Origin of the sequence: Providencia sp. PROV197, assembly GCF_028479625.1 — a bacterium.
GTDB classification, from domain to species: domain Bacteria; phylum Pseudomonadota; class Gammaproteobacteria; order Enterobacterales; family Enterobacteriaceae; genus Providencia; species Providencia vermicola.
On the sequence record NZ_JAMPNZ010000016.1, the window covers coordinates 54,290 to 76,521 of the forward strand.

Consider the following 22,232-nt stretch of genomic DNA (forward strand, 5'->3'; position numbering starts at 1 on the left):
TTATGAAGTATATTTTGGATAACTTAAATGAAGTATCAATGAATGCAATAGTGAATTTAATAATTCCTTAATAAATGAAAATTAAACAAGTGATAAATGAATGTTAAAATAATTAATATTATGGTTTTTTGATTGAATTTATATCAATAATTAAATCAATTGTTTTAATTATTCACCAAAAATAATATGGGTATAGGTTATTTAGTAGGATACCATATGGTTGGTTAATGAACCTTAAGCATTTATTTTAAGGTCTAATAAATGCTTAAATAATTAGTTTGTTGAGTAACTGTTTAAATAGAAAAATGACCTCACTGTATTAATAGAATATGCATACAGTGAGACGAAATTTAGTGTGGTTTTTCACCCATTTTTTTTAAGAAGCGAATTTGTGCTGCGACCAATTCATTATAACGAATACAGCGGTAAGGCATGTTGTGTTGCGTCGCTAACTCACCCAAAATCTTTGCCAAGGCAGGGTAGTGGCGATGGTGCCAATTGGGGAAAAGGTGATGGGTGAGATGATAATTAAGTCCGCCAGTTAAACGCCATAGACAATGTGGTGTTGGTATCCAATCACAGGCAGTAACAAAATTATGATGGTACCAACCATGCTTAATTTGTTTGTCTTCTGGTGCAGTAAAAAATTCAGTTTCAGCCCAATGCGTCCCCAAAAGCAAATAAATGACAAAAATAGATGCAATCATTTGGCTTAAAATATAAGTGACAAAAATAGTGGTTAAACTTATTCCATGTTCATGGGCAAAAAGTAAAGGGAAGCCTAGCATCAGTAGTAAATGACCAATTTTGCTAGTAATAAAAAGTGCCCAACCTTTTTTTCCCGCTAAAACCTTTTTATCTTTCAGGCGTGTTTTCCCTGTTCTATCCGACCAGTCAAAAACCAGTGCTATCCATGTTAAAGAAAAAGACGCAATAAATGGCCAGTAGATGTGTTGATACTTCATGAAAGGTCGCCATTTTTGAAAAGGCGTTTGGCGAAAGATGCCATTTTCTTCTGTGTCTAAGTCATAATCTTCAATATTGGCAAAATGGTGGTGGTAGTGAACATGGCGGGTTCGCCAAAATTCAGGCTCTAACCCTAAAGGTAAGGTGACTAAACGTCCAAATACCCGGTTTTTCCAACTATTTTTAAATAACGTATTATGGCAAGCATCGTGTTGCCCAATGACATTGAGGAACATGATGAGCAGAACAAAAATAAAATAGGATAAACTGTAAGTTAATACGGATGAGGTAAACAGCGTAGGTAGGTAGCATAATATTGCGATACTGAATAAGATGATGACTACTGCAATATCGGTTTTACTCGCATATACGTGATCGTGTTTGCTTTGTAGATAATCTTGGCTGGCTTGTTTTAAGGCTGTATGAAAATGTTGTTCGTCAGCGCTGGCAAATGTGAGCTCGAATTTAGTTGAGTGCATGGTTACTCTCTTTAGTATTACCTTTGGCTAGAGTATATCTTTGCCCATAAAGAGACTGCAAAAAATATATGAAAATAAGGGGGGATTTAAACTTATTCCTATAGGTTTAAGTAAATACAAATTAAATGAATTTTTTTATTTTTAGATAAAAATAATTTTGTGCTATTTGTGCTTAATAAATATTTTAAAAAATTAAGCTAAAAGACAAGGTTTAATTGAATAAATTGAAGTATCTGTTTGAAAAGCGGCCTAGTGCTTATGACCGTTCGAAGTAAGAAGTGTCTACATCCGTGTAGAGAAAAGTCCATGAGAGTAAGGTAACAAGGAAAATTATGTCTGTCTGTAATAAATTATCATAAAAAGTGATCAGACCTGTTTGGTGTCTTAACTATAAATATATGTTATCATTTATCCTGCTTTATAATGTGACTATTTTAGATTTAATTGTTATCTTAAGCTAAATTAGGAGCTTGCTTATATTAATAAAATATAAAAGTGATGAAATAGATAAAATTTAATTTATTTTTTATATTTGGAGAGTTAAATGAAAAAGATAATGCTAATTATTTTATCAACACTATTTATTCCATTATCTTCCCAAGCGGGTTCTAATTACTCTGGTTGTGATAATAAAATTTACCAACTTGAAAAACAGCTAAAATACGCAAAAGCATATGGGAACCGTCATCGAGTCGCTGGGTTACAACGTGCTATTTCTAATGTACAAAACCGTTGTTATGATCATTACTCTGGGGCTACAGGGCCAACAAAACTGAACAGTAAATATTATTCAGATGAAAGTCGTCAGTTAGAACGCGAAATTGATGCATTACGTGATGAAATTAAACGGTTAGAATCGTTAAAAAGCTAGTGTTTTAATTCAAGCTAAGTAGAGAACCGAATAGGCGGTTTTCTACTGTATCTCGACCTTTCTCTTATGTGCAATCTCCTTTCTTATTCAACATAACAGTATGTCAATTTAATAAAATTAAAAATGTCGGTAATAATTGCGCTATTTTCATGTTTATTTCTTTTCGTATTGCGGTAATATGATGCATATTGCAGTATTTTGCGAGGTTTTGCGGTTATGCATAAACAAGCGAGACAGAATTATATTATTGAAATAATAGCAAAAAATGGTCAGGTGAGTGTTGCAGACTTATCTAATCAGTTGCATGTTTCTGCTGATACTATCCGGCGTGATTTAACTGAACTAGAAAACCAAGGTTTGGCACAAAAAAACCATGGCGGCGCTGTGGGGTTCAATGTGCCAGTTATGAGCCGTCGCGGGCGAAATATTTTATTGCCTGAGGTTAAAAAACAATTAGGGCAACAGGTTGCTAAATTGATTCCGAAGAGCTCAACACTTTTCCTTGATTCTGGCAGTACGGTAATGGCTATTGCTAGCTTTATCCAAGGCTCGATGAAAATCATTACCACATCCTTGGACATCGCGACCCACTTCAGTGACCGCACCGATATCCAGTTAATTTTGCTCGGTGGTGAGTGGGATCCTCAGCAAAGGTTATTTTCAGGAAGTGCCACATTATCTATGCTGGCGAGGTACAGAGCGGATATTGCCATTTTAGGCGCTTGTGCACTGCACTCCACGCTGGGGCTAAGTGCTTCAGAGGAAGCGGATTGTGATGTAAAGCGCGCCATGATTGCCAATAGTCAAATGCATTGGGTGGTTGCAGACAGCACGAAATTAAACCTATGTCAGCCTTATTTAGTTGCTAATTTAGACGAAATTGACCAATTATTTTTAGATTGTGATTGGGATGAACTCAGTCCTAATAGCAAGGTGACTGTAAATTCTCTTAGTATTTAATGAACAGGTAAGATTATGAGCAAAGAAATTAATGTTGCACTGATTGGCTATGGGTTTGTGGGTAAAACATTCCATGCACCTTTAATTAGGTCTGTTGATGGGTTGAATCTTGCTGTCGTCGCTTCAAGTGATGAAGAAAAAGTAAAACGTGATATTCCAAACACCACGGTGATAGCATCACCGGAGGAGGCTATTCTTCGTTCTGATATTGACTTAGTGGTGATAGCAAGCCCAAATGCGACTCATGCACCATTGGCAAAGTTAGCAATTGAAGCGGGTAAAAATGTGGTGGTTGATAAGCCATTTACGTTGGATATGCAAGAAGCAAGAGAGTTGATTGAACTTGCGAAAGCCCACAATATTTTATTATCTGTATTTCATAATCGCCGCTGGGACAGCGATTACCTTGCTATTAAAAATGTGATTGAACAAAAACAGATAGGTGAAATAAAGCACTTTGAATCTCACATCGACCGCTTTCGCCCTGAAGTAAGAGTACGTTGGCGTGAACAAAACTTACCAGGTAGTGGCTTATGGTTTGATTTAGGCCCACATTTAATTGACCAAGCACTACAACTGTTTGGTCTGCCGCAGTCTGTGCAAGGTAATATTGCGACGTTAAGGAATAATGGTCAAATTAATGATTGGGCACATGTGTTATTAAACTACCCAACCCATAAAGTGATTTTACATTGCAGCATGTTAGCCGCGGGTGGATTTACGCGTTTCACTGTGCATGGTGATAAAGGCAGTGCTGTAAAATCTCAGCCAGATCAACAAGAAAAACAATTACTGCAAGGGATCACTCCTCAAGATAAAGAATGGGGATTGGATAATGATTCCATTATTTTAATCGATGAGACGTTGGTACCTAAGCAGCAGCAAACACCAAAAGGTGACCAAAGCCAGTATTATGTGGGCATCCGTAATGCATTGAATGGCCATGCATCTAATCCCGTAACACCATTGCAAGCGCTGGCGGTTATGGCAGTTCTGGAAGCTGCGGTAAAATCGGCTGAGACTGGCAGTACGCAACCCTTAATGCTAACTGAAAACGAAATAGCACAATGGAATAAATAATGTAGAAAAAATAGCTGCTCTGGAGAGTGTCCATCAGCTATTTTTTATCTTTAGATGAAATTACTAGGAAACTGTTAATCAATTATGGCCTATAGATTATCAGTTTGATAAATGAAATAATAAGTTTTATGTCGTTTTGCTAAATTATTATTGATTACATTATGGTCATTCGCCCGCATCAACACTGGTTTTTTCGGTTGTTCGATTGGCACGGTTCCGTGCTGTCAAAAATCACCTTTCGCTTATCTCTTAATATCATGATTTCGATTGTTGCCGTATTGAGTTACCAATGGTACGAACAATTAGGTATTCATTTAACTATTGCGCCTTTTAGTTTATTAGGGATAGCCATCGCTATCTTTTTAGGTTTTCGTAATAACGCGTGTTATAGCCGTTTAATTGAAGCGAGAACACTTTGGGCTAATTTGTTGATTAATCAACGCAATATATTAAGAAATATTAAAGGATTATTACCAAATGACAAAGCTGCGCAAAAAGAATTCGCTCACTTATTGATTGCATTTGGTTGGAGCTTAAAACATGAGCTAAGAAAAACCAGCCCCATTGTTGATTTATATCGACTGCTGCCGCGCGCTATTTTTGATGAAGTCATTCATAGTCCATTTCCAAGTAGCCGTATTTTAATGCAGATTGGCCTGAAGGTCGGGGAATTGCGTGATAATAAAGTGATTAGCGATGTATTATTCCAAGCAATCAATAAAGATATTAATGCGTTATCTGACGTTTTAGGTGGTTGTGAACGTATTTCGAATACCCCTATTCCTTTTGCTTATACCTTGATTTTGCAGCGCACTGTGTATTTATTTTGTACGTTATTGCCGTTTGCGTTAGTGGTTGATTTACACTATATGACCCCATTTGTTTCGGTATTTATTTCATATACCTTTTTAGCGTGGGACTCATTAGCGGAAGAATTGGAAGATCCTTTTGGGACTTCTGCGAATGACCTGCCATTAAATGCGATTTGCAATAGTATCGAGCGAAATGCAATGGACATGCTGGATCTCAAACCGCTTCCCCCTGTCAATAAACCTGATAAATACTTTAATTTGCTGTAATTCCTATTGTTATATTTCCATAACTGGCAAAGTGAAACAGAGCTCACTTTGCCATTTTTTCTTTTTTTGTGCTTTAAATAAGTAAATTAAATAGTGTCATTCTGTACTGATAGCAATATAGATACTATACTCCCCCTATGTATATGAAAGGGGCTCAAAGATGCCACATTCACCAAAAGAAAAAAAAGCGGTACTGACTCGGGTTCGTAAACTTAAAGGGCAACTTTTAGCTCTTGAATCCGCCCTAGAGGATGAAGTGGAGTGTGCTGCAGTTTTACAGCAAATTGCTGCCATTCGTGGTGCTGTTAATGGATTAATGGCGGGGGTACTAGAAAGTCATTTACGCGAGGGGCTCCAAGAGTCTGCCACCACACAGCATCAAAAAGAGTCCGTTGATGATGCTATTTCACTTATTCGCACTTATTTGCGTTAAATAAAAAAGGAACAACGATGAAATCACGTGCTGCAGTTGCATTTGCTCCTGGGGAGCCACTGAAAATTGTTGAGCTCGACGTTATGCCGCCAAAAGCGGGTGAAGTTTTGGTTAAAATCAGCCATACAGGTGTTTGCCACACGGATGCATTCACACTTTCAGGGGATGACCCAGAAGGGCTATTTCCAGTTGTGTTAGGCCATGAAGGCGCAGGTATTGTGGTTGAGGTCGGTGAGGGTGTGACGAGTGTCAGCGTAGGTGACCACGTTATTCCATTGTATACCGCTGAATGTGGGAAGTGTGTTTTCTGCGAATCAGGCAAAACGAACTTATGTGTGTCTGTTCGTGCGACGCAAGGCAAAGGTGTGATGCCTGATGGTACAACGCGTTTTTCTTATAATGGTGAGCCTGTTTATCACTATATGGGCTGCTCAACATTTAGTGAGTATACCGTCGTTGCTGAAGTTTCCCTCGCTAAAATTAATCCTGAAGCGAACCATGAAGAAGTATGCTTATTAGGTTGTGGTGTGACAACGGGTATTGGTGCAGTACATAATACAGCGAAAGTACAAGAAGGGGACTCAGTTGCGGTCTTCGGGTTAGGCGGTATTGGGTTGGCGGTTATTCAAGGTGCTAGACAAGCCAAAGCGGGTCGTATTATTGCTATTGATACGAATCCCTCAAAATTCGAATTAGCCCGCCAATTCGGTGCAACAGAGTGCTTAAATCCAAAGGACTTTGATAAGCCGATTCAACAAGTATTGATTGAAATGACCGAATGGGGTGTCGATCACACCTTTGAATGTATTGGTAACGTGAATGTCATGCGTGCGGCATTGGAAAGCGCACATCGTGGCTGGGGGCAGTCGATCATTATTGGTGTTGCAGGTGCGGGACAGGAAATTTCAACTCGCCCATTCCAATTGGTGACAGGTCGCTCATGGCGTGGAACCGCATTTGGCGGTGTGAAAGGGCGCAGCCAACTGCCAAAAATGGTTGAAGATGCAATGAAAGGTGATATAGAACTCGCGCCGTTTGTGACTCACACATTACCCCTTGATAGCATCAATGAAGCCTTTGATTTAATGCATGAAGGCAAGTCTATCCGCACCGTCATTCACTACGAATAAGGAGTCTTTGATGGAGAGAATTGAGCGCCACGCTTGCTTTGGTGGCTGGCAGGATGTTTATCAACATCAATCAACGGTGCTAGGTTGTGAAATGAAATTTGCAGCTTATTTGCCGCCGCAGGCACAAACGCAGCCTTGCCCTGTGATTTATTGGTTGTCAGGGCTGACATGTAACGAGCAAAACTTCATCACTAAAGCAGCGGCGCAACAATTTGCCGCAGAACAGGGCGTGGTCCTGATTGCACCAGATACCAGCCCAAGGGGCGAAGGCGTGGCAGATGATGCAGCCTATGACCTGGGGCAAGGGGCTGGTTTTTACGTCAATGCATCACAAGAACCGTGGAAACGTCATTATCAAATGTATGATTATATCGTTTCAGAGTTACCCGCTTTAGTCGAAAATTATTTACCCGTAACTGACAAACGAGCAATTTCAGGGCATTCTATGGGGGGGCACGGGGCGTTAATGATTGGTTTGCGTAATACTGAGCGTTATTGCAGTCTATCTGCTTTTGCGCCGATTATTGCGCCGACACAAGTACCATGGGGGCAAAAAGCCTTTACCGCGTATTTGGGGGACAATACAGCACAATGGCGACAGTATGACACGCTTGAGTTACTGGGCAAAGCCAAAAAAACGCCACCAATGTTAGTGGATGTAGGCACGGCAGATCCCTTTTATTATGAGCAATTAAAGCCTGAGTTACTCGCAAAAATAAGTGAGCAAAAACAGTTTGATTGCACACTGCATTTACGTGATGGCTATGACCATAGCTACTATTTTATTAGCAGCTTTATTGGTGAACATATTGCTTTTCACGCACGTCATTTAAAGCAGGCGTAATAAATAGAGAAGGGTAGGATTATAATTAATGTTACCCTTCTATTTCCTTCTAGTTATCACAATTGTGAATAAGTTATTTGTCTTATTCATTATCATGATTTAAAAGCTTACTCACAGCTTTAATCGCGCTGATAGCCACATCACGATTCGGATCATTACAAAGTTCTAGCAGCCGGCTCATGGTATTCATTTGGTTTATTGGCAACTTGCAATCACCAAGCGCTGAAATTGCCGCTATTTTGACATCGTCATTTTTTCTATTGGTTAAATCGAGCAGTGTGTTGATGACTTGTGTATCCATTATCTATCCTACGAAATCATGTTATAAATATTAAGGTAGTTAAATATACTGATATTTAATATATATCAGCATTTAAATCCAATGATACTAATATTATCAAAATTATTTATTTAAAAATATAAAAAAAAGTGGATGAAATGAGATGAGATGTAATTTATTGGTTTTGATGATAAAAATGACAGGACGGCAGAGAGTGTACCGTACCTACCTGAGTTTTTGATTTAGTAAGAAAAAGTGTGGGGAGGAGGCTAAAAAACGAGCGAAAATATCAATGGATTCGTTAACGAATTAACTTAATCGAAGGCAAAGGTTTTTATTCAAAATGTTCAGATAACTTACTTAGTGCTTTAATCGCGGATACAGCCACATCTTTATTTGGGTCTTTACATAAATCGAGTAGACGATGAACTGCGGTTTGTTGTTCGACTGTCGCTCGATAATCCCCTAACGCAGAAATTGCGGCAATTTTCACATCATCATTGCCACGATGCGTCAATTCAATCAATGTTTGGATAATATTGTTTTCCATTTTCTGCCTTGTTAGTCCATTTGCGTATTTAGGCGTATTCTAGGGGAAAATTCTTAATATTTATCTTCAAATTTCAAATGACTATCAATAGATTGTACCAACTTCACGCATTTTTAGAGGTGTAAGTGAATGATTGATTTATCGCGAAAGTTTAGGTGCTATAAGATAATTGTGAAATGAATAGCTCAAAGAAAACAAATGAGTAGAATGTTTTAGTCGATATGAAGAAAGAGCACGACGTTTGTGTGCTCTTATGAGGTATAAATTGAACTTAACGATTAATGGCGCAAATAGACATGAGGTGTATCATTTTCAGGGTGTTTGCTCACCCCTAAGTCTGCTTGGTACCAGCGAGTGAGATTTTCTGCTGTTAACACGTTCGCAGGAGTACCGCTAGCGGCTAATTTCCCTTCGTGAATTAAAAAAACGCGATCGGCATATAATGCAGTTAGGTTTAAATCATGAAGTACGCAGCACACGCCAATTGGGCGTTCACGGGTGAGCTGGTGAAGTAAGCGCAAGCTATGTTGCTGGTGGTATAAATCCAGAGCCGACGTGGGTTCATCTAAAAATAGACAAGCGCTTTGAGGTGTGGGTTGCCATAACTGCGCTAACACACGTGCTAATTGAACACGTTGTTGTTCACCGCCAGAAAGTTGCCGATAATCACGGTGGCGCAACATTTGGCAATGGGTCAGGGATAATGCTTCTTCAATAGCAACTTGCTTGTGTTCCGAACCATAAGGGGTACGTCCCATGGCTACAACGTCTTCAACAGTAAAAGCAAATTGCAAATGACTATGTTGCTTCATTACTGCTCGTTTACGTGCTAACTCATTACCTTGCCACTCTTTTAAAGAGCGCCCCTCTAACAAGCAGGTACCTTGTGTGGGGGAATTATAGCCCGTTAACAGTTTTAGTAGACTGGATTTTCCTGCACCATTAGGGCCAATAATGACCACCATTTCATGTTGTTTAATCGAGAGACTGACATTGTTAATCAATACTTTATCATCTATTTGATAAATGAGATTTTGTGCCTCTAATAAAATAGATTTATCTTGCATTGCTTACATTCTCCCCGCAGGCTGGCGTAAAATAAGCCATAAGAAGTATGGCCCACCAATTAGCCCTGTAAGCAGACCCACAGGGATTTCAGCAGGGGCGACCGCGGTACGGGCAATGGTGTCGGCGATTAACAACAGGGCAGCGCCCACAATGGCTGCCCCTGGTATTAACCAACGATGGTCGGGGCCTAATGTCATGCGGATTAAGTGTGGAACCACTAACCCAACAAAGCCAATTACGCCACTCATCGCCACCGCACACCCAACTAATAAGGCACTGAGAAACAGCAAGGTAAATTTAGCCCGTTCAACATTCAAACCAAGGTAATGAGCATCTTCATCCCCTAATTGGAGGATATTTAGCTTGTTTCCCTGCCATAAGCACACTAGGGTGACAGGTAAAATGACCGTAGCGGCAATGGCTAGAGACATCCAATCCACATTTCCCAGTGTACCCATCATCCAGAGACTAAAGGTTCTGAGTTGTTGGTCATTACTGATATAACTGAGTACGCCGATAAATGACATACACAGTGCATTTATCGCGATACCAGCCAGGAGTAGACGCGCCAAATTACCGTTGGATGAACGATTTAAGCTAAAAATAATTAAGGAGACAACTAAGCTACCAATAAAAGCTGCTGCGATATGGCCATAGTTTTGCATTACTGCTGGTAATGAAAATGATAAAACGATAAAAGCGGCAACGGCTAATGCTGCACCACTACTAATGCCCAGTAAACTAGGGTCAGCGAGTGGATTACGAAAAAGCCCCTGCATAATGGCGCCAGACACAGCCAATGCTAGCCCCACTAAAATGGCAATTAAGACGCGTGGCAAACGAATATTTAGCCAAATTTGCCAGTCAGGGTCAGTGGCAGAAGCCTGCCACAGTGTATTGAACGAAAAATTTATCGGCCCTGCGTTGGATGCAATAAACGTCAAGCCACAAAGCACGAATAATAAAATAAGAATAACGAAAAAAGGGCGCTTAAAACGGATCATTGGGACTTCTCTAATGCCTCTCGTAGCTGCTGCATAACTTTTGGCGTGCCTAAACTGAATGTCAGCATGCCCACATCATCAACGACGGCGAGTGCTTTATTTTTCCCCGCAGGGGTCATGGCGATACCAGGCAAGTTCCACACGCGATCAACGCCACCTAATGATTTAATGCCTTCTTCAGTGAAAACAATTAAGTCTGGTTGGCTGGACAATAAACCTTCTGAGGAAAGCGGGCGATAGCTATCAAAATTGGCCATTGCATTTTTTGCGCCAATTGCGGTTATCATGCTATCAACCGCGGTTTTTTTCCCCGCAGCAAGGGGAAGTACACCACCGTGGCTCATGATAAATAAAACTTTTTTATCAATTGGCGCGGTGTTGACTTGGCTAAGTGATTGATTAAATTTATCCACCAATTGCTTGCCTTGCTCAGGTTTGTTAACCGCAGTGGCAATGGTGGTGATTTTTTCTGGAATGGCTTCTAAACTCGGCTTTCCCGTGACTTTGATGATTTTAACGCCGCTTTTTTCTATTTGCGTTAACGCCATGGATGGTTTTGCTAATTCACTGGCAAGGACCAATGTTGGGCGCATTGAAAGCACGCCTTCTGCATTAAGCATTCGCATGTAGCCCACATCAGGAAGCTTAGTCGCTTGCTCTGGGTGCAAGCTGGTGCTATCACGGGCCACAAGTTGGTCTTGAGCGCCAAGTTCATAAACTATTTCTGTCACATCGCCACCGAGGGTGACAATGCGCTGGGTAGCATAAGAACTGAATGAGACAAACAGGACCGATAAGGTTAGAAGCCATTGTTTCATAATAAATTTACCTAAATTTTAAATGCGGGGTAACGCAGTGACTTGCTGGCGCCATTGTTCTTGCTCTGGCGTACCTTCAGTGCGTTGACCGTACATTTGTGCGATTTGATTCCCTTCAATATCGAAAACTTCAAGGCTAGTCACAAAGCCATCTTGCGTTGGTTTGCGTGTTACCCAGCACTCATGAATACCATTTTCAATCATGTGTAAGGTAAAATCAGGATTGAAAATGTTAAGCCATTTCAAGTCTGAACCTTCACTCTGATATGGCATGATTTTTTTGATTTCACCAGTGAAAATTTGCACACATCCGCGGTTGCCCACAAAAATCATGATTTCGTTCTGATCATTGAACGCTGTGTTAATCAGCTGATTGAAGGAATCATTCGGCACTTTCCAGGCTAAATCATCACTCACAGCGGCGAAAACTTGCTGGCGGCTCAAATTATTCTTTTTCAATAACACAAAAAATTGGTGCACATCGGTCATGTTGCGCCATTCTTGTTCTAATTGCTGTTTTAGTTCATCACTAACAGGTTGGTTAGTGAATGGCGTAGCGGGTACATGGGCTAATTCACGGTTATTTTCGGTAGTATATTTTTCAATCAGTGCTTGCCAAGCCGTCATGTCAGTTTCATCTGTGGTGTAGACTTTATGCAGCGCATCACCTTGTTTATCAAAGAACTGGATACTGTGGCGTTCACCGTGTTTGGTGTCTTCTGTCAGTGCGAAAATCGCATCCCAATGGGAAAAAAACATGCGCAAATCAAGCGCGCGAGGGTTTAAAATCAAACCACCGTGAGGGCTGAATGTTGCATTGTCATAACGACCCACTTGTTCATGCACCACATATTCATTGCGGGTAATGGCTTTGACTTGCCCAACTGCCGCTAATTCAGTCAACAAGGTTGGCGCGTCAACTTCTAAACGCGCGGCTTTATCATGACCCACACGGCTGTGCAGTAGCTGTGCTTCAGAAATATTCAGGTAAGCGGCAAGATCACGAGCGTATTTGGCTTTGTTATCTGCTTTGGCTTGTTGGTAACGCTCGAAAATGGTTGGATTCACGTCTATCTCCTTAGTATTGTATGAATTACCACTGGAAGCTGACCAGTAGCTTGGCATTACGTCCATCTTGAGGAATGCCTTGTGATGAGTAATATTCTTTGTCGAAGGCATTGCCTAACACCACGCTCGTGCCTAAACCTTTGAGTGCACCGTCGCCTTGGTAGCTAACGTAGAAATCATGGACGGCATAGCCAGCTTGTTGCTTAGCTTTAGAGGCCTTATTAAAGTCGGTGTGGCGGGTAAATTCCCCTAACCAGCCCACAGAGAAACCGCTATTAGCAACAGGAACCGACAGGTTACTGGTTAATGACTCTGGCTTGATTGACGTAATTGATTTGCCGTCATATTCGTTCTTGCCTGTTGTACGGTTGTAGGCTAGGTTCCACGTGAAATAGTCTGTTGTATAATCCAGTGATGCATCTACACCCCAAATTTTGGCGCGTTTATCATTAACAGATGTGGTATAACCTTCAGCAAAGTTAACGCTTGTATTGATATAATCCTTGGCTTTTGTATCAAAATAGCTGGCTTTAAATTGCAGGTTATCTCTTTCCATCAATAAATCATCAAAACGTAATCCCATCCCATATTCAGTAGTTTGAGCTGTTTCTGGTTTTAAGTTTGGGTTTGGTCGCCACCTGTTGTATTTGTTGGGCCCCATAGGGAAATGAATTGCATCGTTATACATTTCCATCATTGTCGGCGCACGGAAAGCCTCAGAGTAGGATGCAAATAGCATGGACCAATCTGTTGGCGTAATGCTTACCGCACCTTTTGATGACCATTTATCTGCTTTAACGTCCTCATTGCCTTTTGCTTTTGCTTTATAGTGGTCATAACGTGTCCCCACAATAAATGACACGGGTAAGTCTTTTAGGGCAATTTCGTCTTGCAAGAAGCCAGAAGCAAAGGTGATATCCGCATCAGGGAATTGGGTTGTGTTTGCGTAAGGGGTTTGCTTTTGCTTATAAGCTTCGCTGCCATAGGTGAGGTTATGAGCTGCCAGCGGTAAATCATAAACGTTAGAACGGTTATCTGCTTTTAAGCCGTAGGTTTTTTGTGTGCGGCCTTCATAAGGGGTTCCAATCCCTTTTGCTGTAATATTGACCTCTGAATAGTAAGGGGTAACTTTTAGGTTTAACCAATCTTGTGATGCAGGGTTGAGCTGGTAAGTTGCCTGTGCATCACGTTGGCGTGTGGTGCGGTTAACTTGTAGGTTATCTTTACCGACATTCAATGCCTGTGGATTTTTAGGTTCATGGGCGTCGTTATTATAGTAACGAACCTGACCTGCAAGCTTCTGTTCGTCATTAATTTGCCATGTGCCTTTGGCTAGCAGGTTGGCAATAGTTTCTTTGTTATCCATATCATCGCCATTACTGAGGCGAATATCACCCACTTCTTTTGTTACAAAGCTAAAAACACCATCGAGGTTATCGGTACGCCCGAACGTTGTACCACCAAAACCAAAGCTATGGTCACCTGTTGCAGCTTGGGAAAATACGCGAAAGCCGTGATTTTGCCCATCGCGTAGTAGGTCTTTAGCATCAACGGTTTCCCATGCGATGACTCCCCCCATTGCACTGCTACCATAGAGCAGGGCGGATGGGCCTCGAATGATTTCAACTTGTTTAATCAGAGCAGGGTCAATAAATGTGCCATTCACATGACCTGTGTCGGTGCCTTGGCGAACGCCATCTACTAGGGTCAAGATCCCTCGGCGGTCAAAGCCACGCATAGAGACATCTTGCCCATTTGAACGGCCTGTGCCTGCCACGTTAATGCCGGGAACTTTGCGTAGGATGTCATTAACCGTGCTTGCCGTTTGGGTTTCAGGTGAGTCATTTTTAATCACGCTTACCATCATGGGCGCATCAAAGCTATCACGTTCAGTCCCTGTTGCATAAACAGTCATGACGTCATTGCTTTTTTTAGTCGTTGAGGGTTCAGCCGCTTGTGCATGAGCGCTGGCGATGACACTTAGGATCGCACTGGTCAACACGGATATCCGTAAAACATGAGACATAATGGTGATACTCCGTAAAAATTTCATTTTTTGCTAGGCTAACTAGCGAAAATAAAAGGCTATTTATGTAATGGTGAAAATGCATATAGACAGGCGGATTGCCCATCAGGAGGATAGGAAATAGGCATTACATGGGGAGCTTCGAATGTAAGATGCGCAGGAATATCGCAAAGTGTGCGAGTGATGATTGCGAATTTTACGCGGTCGGAGTATGACCTTTTTGCTTGCTTTTTGGATGAAAAATCAGCAAATACAGACGACAGTTTAAACTCCATAGAAACCGATTCCTATGTTTTAGATTAAGCTGGCTGCCTGGATGAGTGACCTAGGTGGCTTGCGAATAAAATTTTTGTTGGAACGTTACTTCGTTAAAATCAATTTACCTGTACGTGTTTGCCTTAACTGGTAAAGCTCGCCATTGTGCTGTATGGAAACCTTTCCTGTCGGCCCCAAGAGCTGTTGGCTCTCTACGACGTCAGTTTTGATTGTTTGCTTGGCCGTTTCGGCGATATTTTCTGCAACTGGCGCTGTCATATTATTTACCATGCTAACTATACTGATAACAGAAATGATATTGAGAATGATTATCTTTATAATTATGGCCAATATCAAGTGATTTTCACAATCAAACAACAAAAGAGCTACAAGCTGCAAATTTTGAATTAAAAACAACTTAGTTATTGTATTAAAGCTACAATACAACTCTTTTGTTGTAATTTTTAATTTAAACAATCTGCAGGTTGTTTTTTTGGTTTGTACAATATTTAAGTTGTATTTTGAAGTTTTACAATGTTAAAGTTGTATTATTGAGTAATAAACATCACTTAAGTTGTAATTTGAGGTGGGTATGGACGAGATTAAAAAAATAGCGAGCACATTGATTAAACAACGCAAAAATTTAGGTCTTGAGCAAAAAGATATGTACATGCGTATTGGTATGAAGCAGCAACAATACCAACGTGTTGAAGCAGGTAACGATATTAAATTATCAACATTTCTTCGTGTGCTTGAAGGGTTAGACTTAGCGCTTTCAATTGTACAGAAAGATTCGCATAAAACATCATTACAATTTAATGCTGAAAAAACACACCTGCCAGATGACCAGGAAGATTTACAAACCTCACAGAGTGATGATTTAGATTTTTGGACAAATATCACGAGGACGAAATGAGTAAACAAACTGAAAATGTTGAAGGACTCAGGATCCAGTTATATGGTTTAGAGGTTGCCATTGTTGTTCATTATGTAGGGGGAAGGAATATACTCGTTTTTCATCCTGACTTTGTGGGTATGTCAGTGCTAGAGCGTCCAGTGTTCACATTGCGGCAGTTAATGGACACAGATTATCTTGATAGCCCATTAATGAGTCGAATAAAGCTCCCTCCTATTTTGTCCAATTTGTTACCTGAAGGGGCTTTAAGGGAACACACTGCAAAAATGATTAAATGTCAGATAGACAATGAATTTGCGCTCTTGGCATATTTAGGACGTAATTTATCTGGGGCATTATATGTAGAACCAATTCGTGCTGGAAAAGTGCCTGATTGGGCTTTACAATATCGAACTTCGACTGAACCACAACAAATTGATGTTAAGCATTCAGATAACAAATTTTCATTAGCGGGCGTTCAAATAAAATTTTCGTCTTCTTATTTAGATGGACGCTACTATATTAATCAAGAAATTTCAGAGGATATGTGGATTGTTAAAACGCCTTCCACAATGCACCAGGGTGTTCCAGTCAATGAATATACCTGCATGAGATTAGCTGAAAGTGCAGGGGCAGACATCCCCGAAATACGGTTAATTAAGTTAGCAGAGCTTGAGGATCTTCCAGATATAAAGTTGGCTGATGAGGAATATGCTTATGGGATTAAACGGTTTGATCGTAGCCCAGAAGGCCGAATTCATACGGAGGATTTTGCTCAAATATTTGGTTTATATCCCACTGATAAGTATCAAAAAGCAAATTATGAAATTTTAGGAAGCACGCTTTATTATTCAAGTTCAGAAAAATATAAAGATATTCAACAAATGGCGAGGAGATTGTTAATTAATATTTTATTAGGTAATGGAGATACCCATTTAAAAAATTGGTCACTAATCTACCGAGATAAAATATCCCCTTGCCTATCACCATTATATGATGTGGTTTTCACGAGTCCTTACATTGCGAACGATAAACTTGCATTAAAATTTGTTGGTACAAAACAATGGAATGAGATTACGTTGGCGCATTTTGAACAGTGGGCACAAAAAGTTGGTGTTCCTTGGCTTGTCATCAAGCCTCATTTATTAGATGTTATGCAACATGCGAGAGCGTATTGGCCCTTGATGCTAAAGGAGTTGCCTATGTTCCAAGAACAGAAAGAACAATTAATTAGGCACTGGGCTCAGTTAAGTGATGATTTTCGGATTGGTTAAAATAACTTTCTATATTCAGTGCATTGATACGGATATTTTTTGAGTCCGCATTATTGGCCTTATTTCTAATTTATGAGGATTATCCATGAAAATATTACTAATAGGTGCAACAGGGTTAGTGGGTAGTCATGTGTTAGAGCAAGCGCTTGCAGACTCTCGAATTAGCCAAATTGTTGCCCCTGTACGCCATGCATTACCTGAGCATCCCAAATTATTCGCACCGATTGTTAATTTTGAACAGCTTCCCGATGATGCGATGATATGGGAAGTGGATGCGGTGATTTGCACTTTAGGGTCAACAATGAAAGTGGCGGGTTCAAAATCTGCGTTTCGCCAAGTTGATTACACTTATCCCTTAGAGTGCGCAAAACTTGCCAAAAAATGGGGGTGTCCAACTTATGCGTTAACCTCTGCATTAGGTGCTAATGCAAACTCACCATTTTTCTACAGCCGAATAAAAGGGGAGCTTGAACGAAGCTTAATCGCCTTGAATTTTGAGTCATTGACATTAGTGCGTCCTAATGTCATTAGTGGTCATCGCAATCAAGAGCGCCTTGGTGAAGTTATTGTTATTCGTCTTATTTCTTGTTTATCCCGAATATTACCTGCGAGTTGCCAAATTAGCCCTGCAAAAAATATTGCTAGCGCTTTGCTAAATTCAGCTATTCATTCAGAAAAAGGGGTGAGAATTATTTCATCGAAACAACTTGCATAACAATTTACTGAGCACTTTTATTTTAGTGTTATAGATAAAATAAGAAAAAATGCATTATTTGACGCACACAACATTTTGAAACAAAAACGTAACAAAAATGTAATATTTAAGTGTATTCACTTATTGTTGCTGCATGTTTATTGTCATATTTTTGCCTGCTTGTACTTTTAGACGGGGTTAAATATGTCAATATTTAAGGAACAACCAGATATACCAGTCACAATGTCGAAATCTGAAATCGACGCTAAATACAAATACTGGCGATTACATTTAATGATTGTGAGCTACATTGGCTACGCAGTTTTTTATTTCACACGCAAAAGCTTTAACTTCGTGATGCCAGAGATGCTCACTGACTTAGGGATCACTAAGGCTGACATCGGTATGGTAGGTACCGCGTTCTACCTAACTTATGGCGCATCTAAATTCCTTTCTGGTATTATCGGTGATAGGTCGAATCCGCGCTATTTTATGGGAATTGGTTTAATCGCAACGGGCGTTGTGAATATTCTATTCGGTTTAACCTCTTCAATATCGATGTTTATTTTCTTATGGATGGTGAATGCGTTCTTCCAAGGTTGGGGGTGGCCGCCTTGTGCCAAAATCCTCAATACGTGGTATTCGCGTAATGAGCGTGGTCTTTGGTGGGCGATTTGGAATACTTCCCATAATATTGGTGGGGCGATAATTCCCATCTTATCAGGGGGAGTTGCACTTGCGTTAGGTTGGCGCTATGGGATGATCATTCCTGGTATCATTGCCATTGTGATTGGTATTGGGTTATGTATTCTTTTGCGTGATAGGCCTCGTACCATGGGGTTACCCACTGTGGGTGAGTGGCGTAATGACCTTGAGGAATTAAAGTATGAAGCTAAAGGGGCTGGTTTGCCTTTAGGTAAAATTCTGAACGAATACATCTTCAAAAATAAAGTCCTTTGGGTTCTCGCGATTTCCTATGCGGTTATTTATATCGTCAGAACAGGTATTAATGACTGGGCTAATTTATATTTAATCGAAGAACATGGCTTTAATTTGCTTTCGGCTAATGCTGTTGTCATGATGTTTGAGATTGGCGGTTTCTTCGGTGCAATTGTTGCAGGATGGGGTTCTGATTTAATCTTTAAAGGTAACCGTGCGCAAATGAACGTAATTTACGCATTGGGTATTATTATCACATCATTCTGTTTATGGATTGTACCTGTTGATAATGAATATGTCTTTTCGTTCTTATTTTTTATGACGGGTTTCTTTATTTTTGGCCCACAGTTCTTAATTGCTATGGCTGCTGCTGAAAACTCCCATAAAAATGCTGCTGGTGCATCGACAGGTTTCGTGAGCTTATTTGCCTATATAGGTGCGTCAATTGCAGGTTATCCATTATCCATTGTGATTGAAAAATACCAGTGGAACGGTTTCTATTCTTTACTATTAACTTTATCTATTTTCTTAATTTTATTGTTGATCATTGCAATGGTAATGACCAAAAAGAAAGTGATAATAGAAGATTAATATGTTTAACATATTGAAAAGCCCACTATTGTGGGCTTTTTTGGGTAAAGTGATTAACCTTGTATTTGGGCTAATGAGCCATATAAATTATAAAGCTCTTCATATTCATCTTGTTGATAAAACTGAATGCGACCCCAACAAAATTGCTTAGCGACTTCCACCGTAAAACGCGTTGCATCAATGAGTTCACTTTCATAACTTGCACCAGTATCACTCCCTGGAACGATGGTTTTAGCGGTAATGGCTAAACCAACAACAGGGGCAGGGCTGGCGACATGCGGTTGCATGATTGAATTAAAGTGATAAACCCCGTTGTCATAAGGGGAAATATCTTGCGTTGTAATTGGGAATGTTTTGGCCACATCGCCTGTTGCGTACTCCAACAAACGCACTAAGTCAGGGGATACGCGTAAAATATACCCCTGTTTTGCGGTTGGTGAAATAGCAATACCTCGGTGCTTAATGATGCTATTTCCTTTCGATGTGTCGATTGACAAAATCGCATCCATTTGTTCATCAACCTCATAGGTATTCATTGTTGATGAAGAAACAGGCATCCCCATAAAGTCGACAGGGTCATGGGGGGTGATTGATACATGAGTGGCGATATGTGAGGAAATAATTACATCACCTTTTAAGCGGTTACCTTTAGTTGCCATATCCAGTAGTTTCATGGCGCTGGCAAACGCAACAATCGAGCCATCCGCATCTGATACTAACCCCATTCTATTGGGTTGTGCTTGTTGAGCACCTAAACGGCCGATGATGCCTAATGTGGGGTAGCTGCCACCCGAAAGCTTACCTTCAGTACCCTTAAGTGTTACTTTAATAAAATGACACAGTTGGCTAGGATCTTCAGGTGCTTCATAGGGAATAGACGTGACTTGAATATTGGCGTGTTCTACCCCCACTGAACGCAGCAATTCTGCCATTTTGGCACCATCAACTTGGGGGGTATCAAGTAAGTCATACACTTGACTGATATAATTAAGTGACATTAGTTGGCTCCTTTAATCATATCTAAGCGAAATGGATGATTTGCCGAAATCTCTTCAATCTCATTTGGCCCTCTCAACCAAAGTGCATTCTGGTCACCTAAAATAGTACCTTGTTCATTTTCAATGAATAGAGCTGTACCTTCATATAAGGCAATTAATTCTTCACTCGGATTAATCGTTAAAAATTCATTTAAGCGCTCTTCGCGGCTTTCACCATTATGGCCGACAGATTTGCCAGAAATAAAATGTGGATTGATTTGAAAAGGGGCGATATTCAGGGCATGAAAAGACGGAGGCTGAACAATCGGCATGTCATTGGTTGTTCGTATGCTTGGTGTTGCGACATTACTACCTGCGCTCCACCCCATATAAGGTGTTGCTTCGTGTTTGACGCGTTGTGAAATTAGCTCAACAATTTTGGCATCGTATAAGCGTTTTAGGAGTGCGAATGTGTTTCCACCCCCAATAGCAATGGCTTGTGCATGTTTAACAGCTGAAACTGGGTCATTAAAACGATGAATTGATTTTAAATTGTACCCTAAAGCGTTAAAGACAGGTTGAACAATAGCTTCAAAATCATCAAAGCTAAATGTCACAGCAGCGTAAGGGATAAATAAAATTTCTTGTTCTTTATGTTGTAATAAACGGTGAATTTGTTCATCTGCATGTTCTAAATAATTCATATTTCCCATACGTGAACTGCTCATTAATAGTGCCTTTGTCATTTTTTATATTCCTTAATTATTTCTTGAAGAGCGGTTATTAATCTGTCAATTTCATTTTCGTTATTAAAATAATGCAGGGAGATACGTGCCATTTTCTCTATGTGATAAAATTCTAAAATAGCAGTTGCCATAAAATGGCCTGACTCAATGATGATATTTTTGGTTTCTAATTTCTGCATTAATAAATCAGAGTGAATCTCGCGAATATTAAATGGAATAATACCTATTCGCTGGTGGCTATTATCAGGGCCGTAAATTTCAATACCAGATAATAAGGCAAGTTTTTTCATCGCATAGGTAGTTAATTCGCGATTTCGTTCCTCTATCTGCAAGATGCCTAACTGATTTGCATAGTCTAATGCGGTATTTAAACTGATAATCGCAGGCACATTAGGGCAGCCAGCTTCGAACCGTTTGGCTGTGTTAGGCAGAACAATATGGCCTGTATTACTATCAATGCTGCTATTCCACCACCCCGCTAACATCGGTATCATCGACGTAATCTTATCTTCTTTAACAAAAAGAATGCCACTGCCTTCGATGGCTCTTAATCCTTTGCGCCCACAAGAGGACATAAAATCACATTGCCAATCATTAACATTAACTTGATACATACCAAGTGCTTGTGAAGCACTGACGTGACTGAGCACGTTGTGCTGTTTTGCGATTTCACAAATAGCTTTAACAGGTTGCATAACGCCTGTGATATTCGAAAGTGCGACAAAGCTTAGCAGTTTGGTTTTGTGTGTAATGGCTTCTTTGATTGATATCGGGTCGATAACGCCTTGGTTATCTGCCTGAACAGTAACAACCTTTATGCCTTTTTCGTCAGCCAATAATTGCCAAATAGCGATATTGCTGAGCATTTCAGTATCTGGGATGATTACTTCATCTCCAGGCTGCCATGTGATCCCGCGGGCAATTAAACTGATGGATTCTGTCCCATTTTTGGTAAAAGCAATTTCGGTTTCTTTCGCACCGATAAAGGCCGCCATTTTCTGACGGCAGATTTCAACTTGTTGGTATGTTTCTTTTCGAAAACTGGGTAGATAGATACCTAGCTCTGCAGTTTTATCAAGGTAATTTTTTACAGCATCAATGACCTGTTTTGGTGGAGGCGCCGCTGCTCCAGTGTCAAAATACGCAAAATGTTGTGAAACCAAAGTATCGTTTGCGACGTGAGACCATTTGTTCGTCATTATTTA

Annotated in this window: 24 protein-coding genes; 11 read left to right on the plus strand and 13 right to left on the minus strand. The window is 40.3% G+C overall.

Annotation, left to right across the window (positions count from 1 at the left end; translation table 11 throughout):
- Positions 1-350 precede the first annotated feature (350 nt).
- On the minus strand, positions 351-1,445 hold the full coding sequence (locus PR808_RS08985; RefSeq protein ID WP_272539140.1) for a fatty acid desaturase family protein: 1,095 nt from the start codon (positions 1,443-1,445) through the stop codon (positions 351-353).
- A gap of 544 nt (positions 1,446-1,989) precedes the next feature.
- Here PR808_RS08985 and PR808_RS08990 point away from each other — a divergent pair.
- From PR808_RS08990 to fghA, 7 genes are all read left to right on the plus strand, one after another.
- Complete coding sequence (locus PR808_RS08990) at positions 1,990-2,316, plus strand: DUF1090 family protein (RefSeq protein ID WP_272539141.1); 327 nt, start codon at positions 1,990-1,992, stop codon at positions 2,314-2,316.
- Positions 2,317-2,532: 216 nt separating this feature from the next.
- Positions 2,533-3,276, plus strand: a complete 744-nt coding sequence (locus PR808_RS08995; RefSeq protein ID WP_272539142.1) for a DeoR/GlpR family DNA-binding transcription regulator — start codon at positions 2,533-2,535, stop codon at positions 3,274-3,276.
- A 15-nt stretch (positions 3,277-3,291) separates the two neighbouring features.
- The gene (locus tag PR808_RS09000) at positions 3,292-4,356 is read left to right on the plus strand and encodes an oxidoreductase (RefSeq protein WP_272539143.1); all 1,065 of its coding nucleotides are present in this window, start codon (positions 3,292-3,294) and stop codon (positions 4,354-4,356) included.
- Between the two features lie 161 nt (positions 4,357-4,517).
- Positions 4,518-5,435: a bestrophin family protein gene (locus tag PR808_RS09005; RefSeq protein WP_206082622.1), complete on the plus strand. Its 918-nt coding sequence runs from the start codon at positions 4,518-4,520 to the stop codon at positions 5,433-5,435.
- Positions 5,436-5,595: 160 nt separating this feature from the next.
- The gene (gene frmR, locus PR808_RS09010) at positions 5,596-5,868 is read left to right on the plus strand and encodes a formaldehyde-responsive transcriptional repressor FrmR (protein ID WP_206082621.1); all 273 of its coding nucleotides are present in this window, start codon (positions 5,596-5,598) and stop codon (positions 5,866-5,868) included.
- Between the two features lie 17 nt (positions 5,869-5,885).
- Entirely contained in the window at positions 5,886-6,998 is a 1,113-nt protein-coding gene (locus tag PR808_RS09015) for an S-(hydroxymethyl)glutathione dehydrogenase/class III alcohol dehydrogenase (protein WP_206082620.1), read from the plus strand.
- A 10-nt stretch (positions 6,999-7,008) separates the two neighbouring features.
- Positions 7,009-7,842, plus strand: a complete 834-nt coding sequence (fghA, locus tag PR808_RS09020; RefSeq protein WP_272539144.1) for an S-formylglutathione hydrolase — start codon at positions 7,009-7,011, stop codon at positions 7,840-7,842.
- Between the two features lie 82 nt (positions 7,843-7,924).
- On the opposite strand, the gene PR808_RS09025 is transcribed toward fghA, so the two are convergent.
- From PR808_RS09025 to hemP, 9 genes are all read right to left on the minus strand, one after another.
- A complete protein-coding gene (locus tag PR808_RS09025; RefSeq protein WP_206082618.1) occupies positions 7,925-8,143 on the minus strand; it encodes a HEAT repeat domain-containing protein in 219 nt (72 codons plus the stop codon).
- A gap of 313 nt (positions 8,144-8,456) precedes the next feature.
- Positions 8,457-8,672 carry a HEAT repeat domain-containing protein gene (locus tag PR808_RS09030; RefSeq protein ID WP_206082617.1) on the minus strand — a complete coding sequence of 72 codons (216 nt, stop codon included), beginning with the start codon at positions 8,670-8,672 and terminating at the stop codon, positions 8,457-8,459.
- 278 nt (positions 8,673-8,950) lie between these two features.
- Positions 8,951-9,739: a heme ABC transporter ATP-binding protein gene (locus tag PR808_RS09035; RefSeq protein WP_272539145.1), complete on the minus strand. Its 789-nt coding sequence runs from the start codon at positions 9,737-9,739 to the stop codon at positions 8,951-8,953.
- A gap of 3 nt (positions 9,740-9,742) precedes the next feature.
- Positions 9,743-10,744, minus strand: a complete 1,002-nt coding sequence (locus tag PR808_RS09040) for a FecCD family ABC transporter permease (protein WP_206082615.1) — start codon at positions 10,742-10,744, stop codon at positions 9,743-9,745.
- The gene (locus tag PR808_RS09045; protein ID WP_206082614.1) at positions 10,741-11,562 is read right to left on the minus strand and encodes a heme/hemin ABC transporter substrate-binding protein; all 822 of its coding nucleotides are present in this window, start codon (positions 11,560-11,562) and stop codon (positions 10,741-10,743) included. Before PR808_RS09045 ends, PR808_RS09040 begins: the two co-directional genes overlap by 4 nt.
- Positions 11,563-11,580: 18 nt before the next feature.
- The gene (locus PR808_RS09050; protein ID WP_272516308.1) at positions 11,581-12,630 is read right to left on the minus strand and encodes a hemin-degrading factor; all 1,050 of its coding nucleotides are present in this window, start codon (positions 12,628-12,630) and stop codon (positions 11,581-11,583) included.
- Between the two features lie 25 nt (positions 12,631-12,655).
- Positions 12,656-14,656, minus strand: a complete 2,001-nt coding sequence (locus PR808_RS09055) for a TonB-dependent hemoglobin/transferrin/lactoferrin family receptor (protein WP_272539146.1) — start codon at positions 14,654-14,656, stop codon at positions 12,656-12,658.
- Positions 14,657-14,715: 59 nt separating this feature from the next.
- Positions 14,716-14,931 (minus strand): hypothetical protein, encoded by a 216-nt coding sequence (locus PR808_RS09060; protein ID WP_206082611.1) that lies wholly within the window; start codon positions 14,929-14,931, stop codon positions 14,716-14,718.
- Between the two features lie 85 nt (positions 14,932-15,016).
- On the minus strand, positions 15,017-15,190 hold the full coding sequence (hemP, locus tag PR808_RS09065) for a hemin uptake protein HemP (protein WP_225819117.1): 174 nt from the start codon (positions 15,188-15,190) through the stop codon (positions 15,017-15,019).
- Positions 15,191-15,503: 313 nt separating this feature from the next.
- Here hemP and PR808_RS09070 point away from each other — a divergent pair, with 313 nt between their 5' ends.
- The 4 genes from PR808_RS09070 to uhpC all read left to right on the plus strand — a co-directional run bounded on the left by PR808_RS09070 (position 15,504) and on the right by uhpC (position 19,304).
- Positions 15,504-15,827 (plus strand): helix-turn-helix domain-containing protein, encoded by a 324-nt coding sequence (locus PR808_RS09070; RefSeq protein ID WP_206082609.1) that lies wholly within the window; start codon positions 15,504-15,506, stop codon positions 15,825-15,827.
- Positions 15,824-17,080 (plus strand): type II toxin-antitoxin system HipA family toxin, encoded by a 1,257-nt coding sequence (locus tag PR808_RS09075; RefSeq protein WP_272539147.1) that lies wholly within the window; start codon positions 15,824-15,826, stop codon positions 17,078-17,080. The genes PR808_RS09070 and PR808_RS09075 overlap by 4 nt, the downstream gene beginning before the upstream one ends.
- A gap of 85 nt (positions 17,081-17,165) precedes the next feature.
- Positions 17,166-17,795 carry an NAD-dependent dehydratase gene (locus PR808_RS09080; protein WP_272539148.1) on the plus strand — a complete coding sequence of 210 codons (630 nt, stop codon included), beginning with the start codon at positions 17,166-17,168 and terminating at the stop codon, positions 17,793-17,795.
- A 183-nt stretch (positions 17,796-17,978) separates the two neighbouring features.
- Positions 17,979-19,304, plus strand: a complete 1,326-nt coding sequence (uhpC, locus tag PR808_RS09085; protein ID WP_206082606.1) for an MFS transporter family glucose-6-phosphate receptor UhpC — start codon at positions 17,979-17,981, stop codon at positions 19,302-19,304.
- A 53-nt stretch (positions 19,305-19,357) separates the two neighbouring features.
- On the opposite strand, the gene PR808_RS09090 is transcribed toward uhpC, so the two are convergent.
- From PR808_RS09090 to PR808_RS09100, 3 genes are read right to left on the minus strand one after another with little or no spacing between them, the layout of a single operon-like run.
- Positions 19,358-20,302, minus strand: a complete 945-nt coding sequence (locus PR808_RS09090) for a DUF1177 domain-containing protein (protein ID WP_272539149.1) — start codon at positions 20,300-20,302, stop codon at positions 19,358-19,360.
- The gene (gene pepE / locus PR808_RS09095; protein WP_272539150.1) at positions 20,302-21,027 is read right to left on the minus strand and encodes a dipeptidase PepE; all 726 of its coding nucleotides are present in this window, start codon (positions 21,025-21,027) and stop codon (positions 20,302-20,304) included. The genes PR808_RS09090 and pepE overlap by 1 nt, the downstream gene beginning before the upstream one ends.
- Positions 21,024-22,226: an aminotransferase class V-fold PLP-dependent enzyme gene (locus PR808_RS09100; RefSeq protein WP_272539151.1), complete on the minus strand. Its 1,203-nt coding sequence runs from the start codon at positions 22,224-22,226 to the stop codon at positions 21,024-21,026. The genes pepE and PR808_RS09100 overlap by 4 nt, the downstream gene beginning before the upstream one ends.
- Between the last annotated feature and the right edge of the window lie 6 nt (positions 22,227-22,232).

Coding starts and splice junctions, on each gene's coding strand:
- PR808_RS08985 (WP_272539140.1), bottom strand. CDS start 1,445: ATGCACTCAACTAAATTCGAGCTCACATTTGCCAGCGCTGACGAACAA.
- PR808_RS08990 (WP_272539141.1), top strand. CDS start 1,990: ATGAAAAAGATAATGCTAATTATTTTATCAACACTATTTATTCCATTA.
- PR808_RS08995 (WP_272539142.1), top strand. CDS start 2,533: ATGCATAAACAAGCGAGACAGAATTATATTATTGAAATAATAGCAAAA.
- PR808_RS09000 (WP_272539143.1), top strand. CDS start 3,292: ATGAGCAAAGAAATTAATGTTGCACTGATTGGCTATGGGTTTGTGGGT.
- PR808_RS09005 (WP_206082622.1), top strand. CDS start 4,518: ATGGTCATTCGCCCGCATCAACACTGGTTTTTTCGGTTGTTCGATTGG.
- frmR (WP_206082621.1), top strand. CDS start 5,596: ATGCCACATTCACCAAAAGAAAAAAAAGCGGTACTGACTCGGGTTCGT.
- PR808_RS09015 (WP_206082620.1), top strand. CDS start 5,886: ATGAAATCACGTGCTGCAGTTGCATTTGCTCCTGGGGAGCCACTGAAA.
- fghA (WP_272539144.1), top strand. CDS start 7,009: ATGGAGAGAATTGAGCGCCACGCTTGCTTTGGTGGCTGGCAGGATGTT.
- PR808_RS09025 (WP_206082618.1), bottom strand. CDS start 8,143: ATGGATACACAAGTCATCAACACACTGCTCGATTTAACCAATAGAAAA.
- PR808_RS09030 (WP_206082617.1), bottom strand. CDS start 8,672: ATGGAAAACAATATTATCCAAACATTGATTGAATTGACGCATCGTGGC.
- PR808_RS09035 (WP_272539145.1), bottom strand. CDS start 9,739: ATGCAAGATAAATCTATTTTATTAGAGGCACAAAATCTCATTTATCAA.
- PR808_RS09040 (WP_206082615.1), bottom strand. CDS start 10,744: ATGATCCGTTTTAAGCGCCCTTTTTTCGTTATTCTTATTTTATTATTC.
- PR808_RS09045 (WP_206082614.1), bottom strand. CDS start 11,562: ATGAAACAATGGCTTCTAACCTTATCGGTCCTGTTTGTCTCATTCAGT.
- PR808_RS09055 (WP_272539146.1), bottom strand. CDS start 14,656: ATGTCTCATGTTTTACGGATATCCGTGTTGACCAGTGCGATCCTAAGT.
- PR808_RS09060 (WP_206082611.1), bottom strand. CDS start 14,931: ATGGAGTTTAAACTGTCGTCTGTATTTGCTGATTTTTCATCCAAAAAG.
- hemP (WP_225819117.1), bottom strand. CDS start 15,190: ATGACAGCGCCAGTTGCAGAAAATATCGCCGAAACGGCCAAGCAAACA.
- PR808_RS09070 (WP_206082609.1), top strand. CDS start 15,504: ATGGACGAGATTAAAAAAATAGCGAGCACATTGATTAAACAACGCAAA.
- PR808_RS09075 (WP_272539147.1), top strand. CDS start 15,824: ATGAGTAAACAAACTGAAAATGTTGAAGGACTCAGGATCCAGTTATAT.
- PR808_RS09080 (WP_272539148.1), top strand. CDS start 17,166: ATGAAAATATTACTAATAGGTGCAACAGGGTTAGTGGGTAGTCATGTG.
- uhpC (WP_206082606.1), top strand. CDS start 17,979: ATGTCAATATTTAAGGAACAACCAGATATACCAGTCACAATGTCGAAA.
- PR808_RS09090 (WP_272539149.1), bottom strand. CDS start 20,302: ATGTCACTTAATTATATCAGTCAAGTGTATGACTTACTTGATACCCCC.
- pepE (WP_272539150.1), bottom strand. CDS start 21,027: ATGACAAAGGCACTATTAATGAGCAGTTCACGTATGGGAAATATGAAT.
- PR808_RS09100 (WP_272539151.1), bottom strand. CDS start 22,226: ATGACGAACAAATGGTCTCACGTCGCAAACGATACTTTGGTTTCACAA.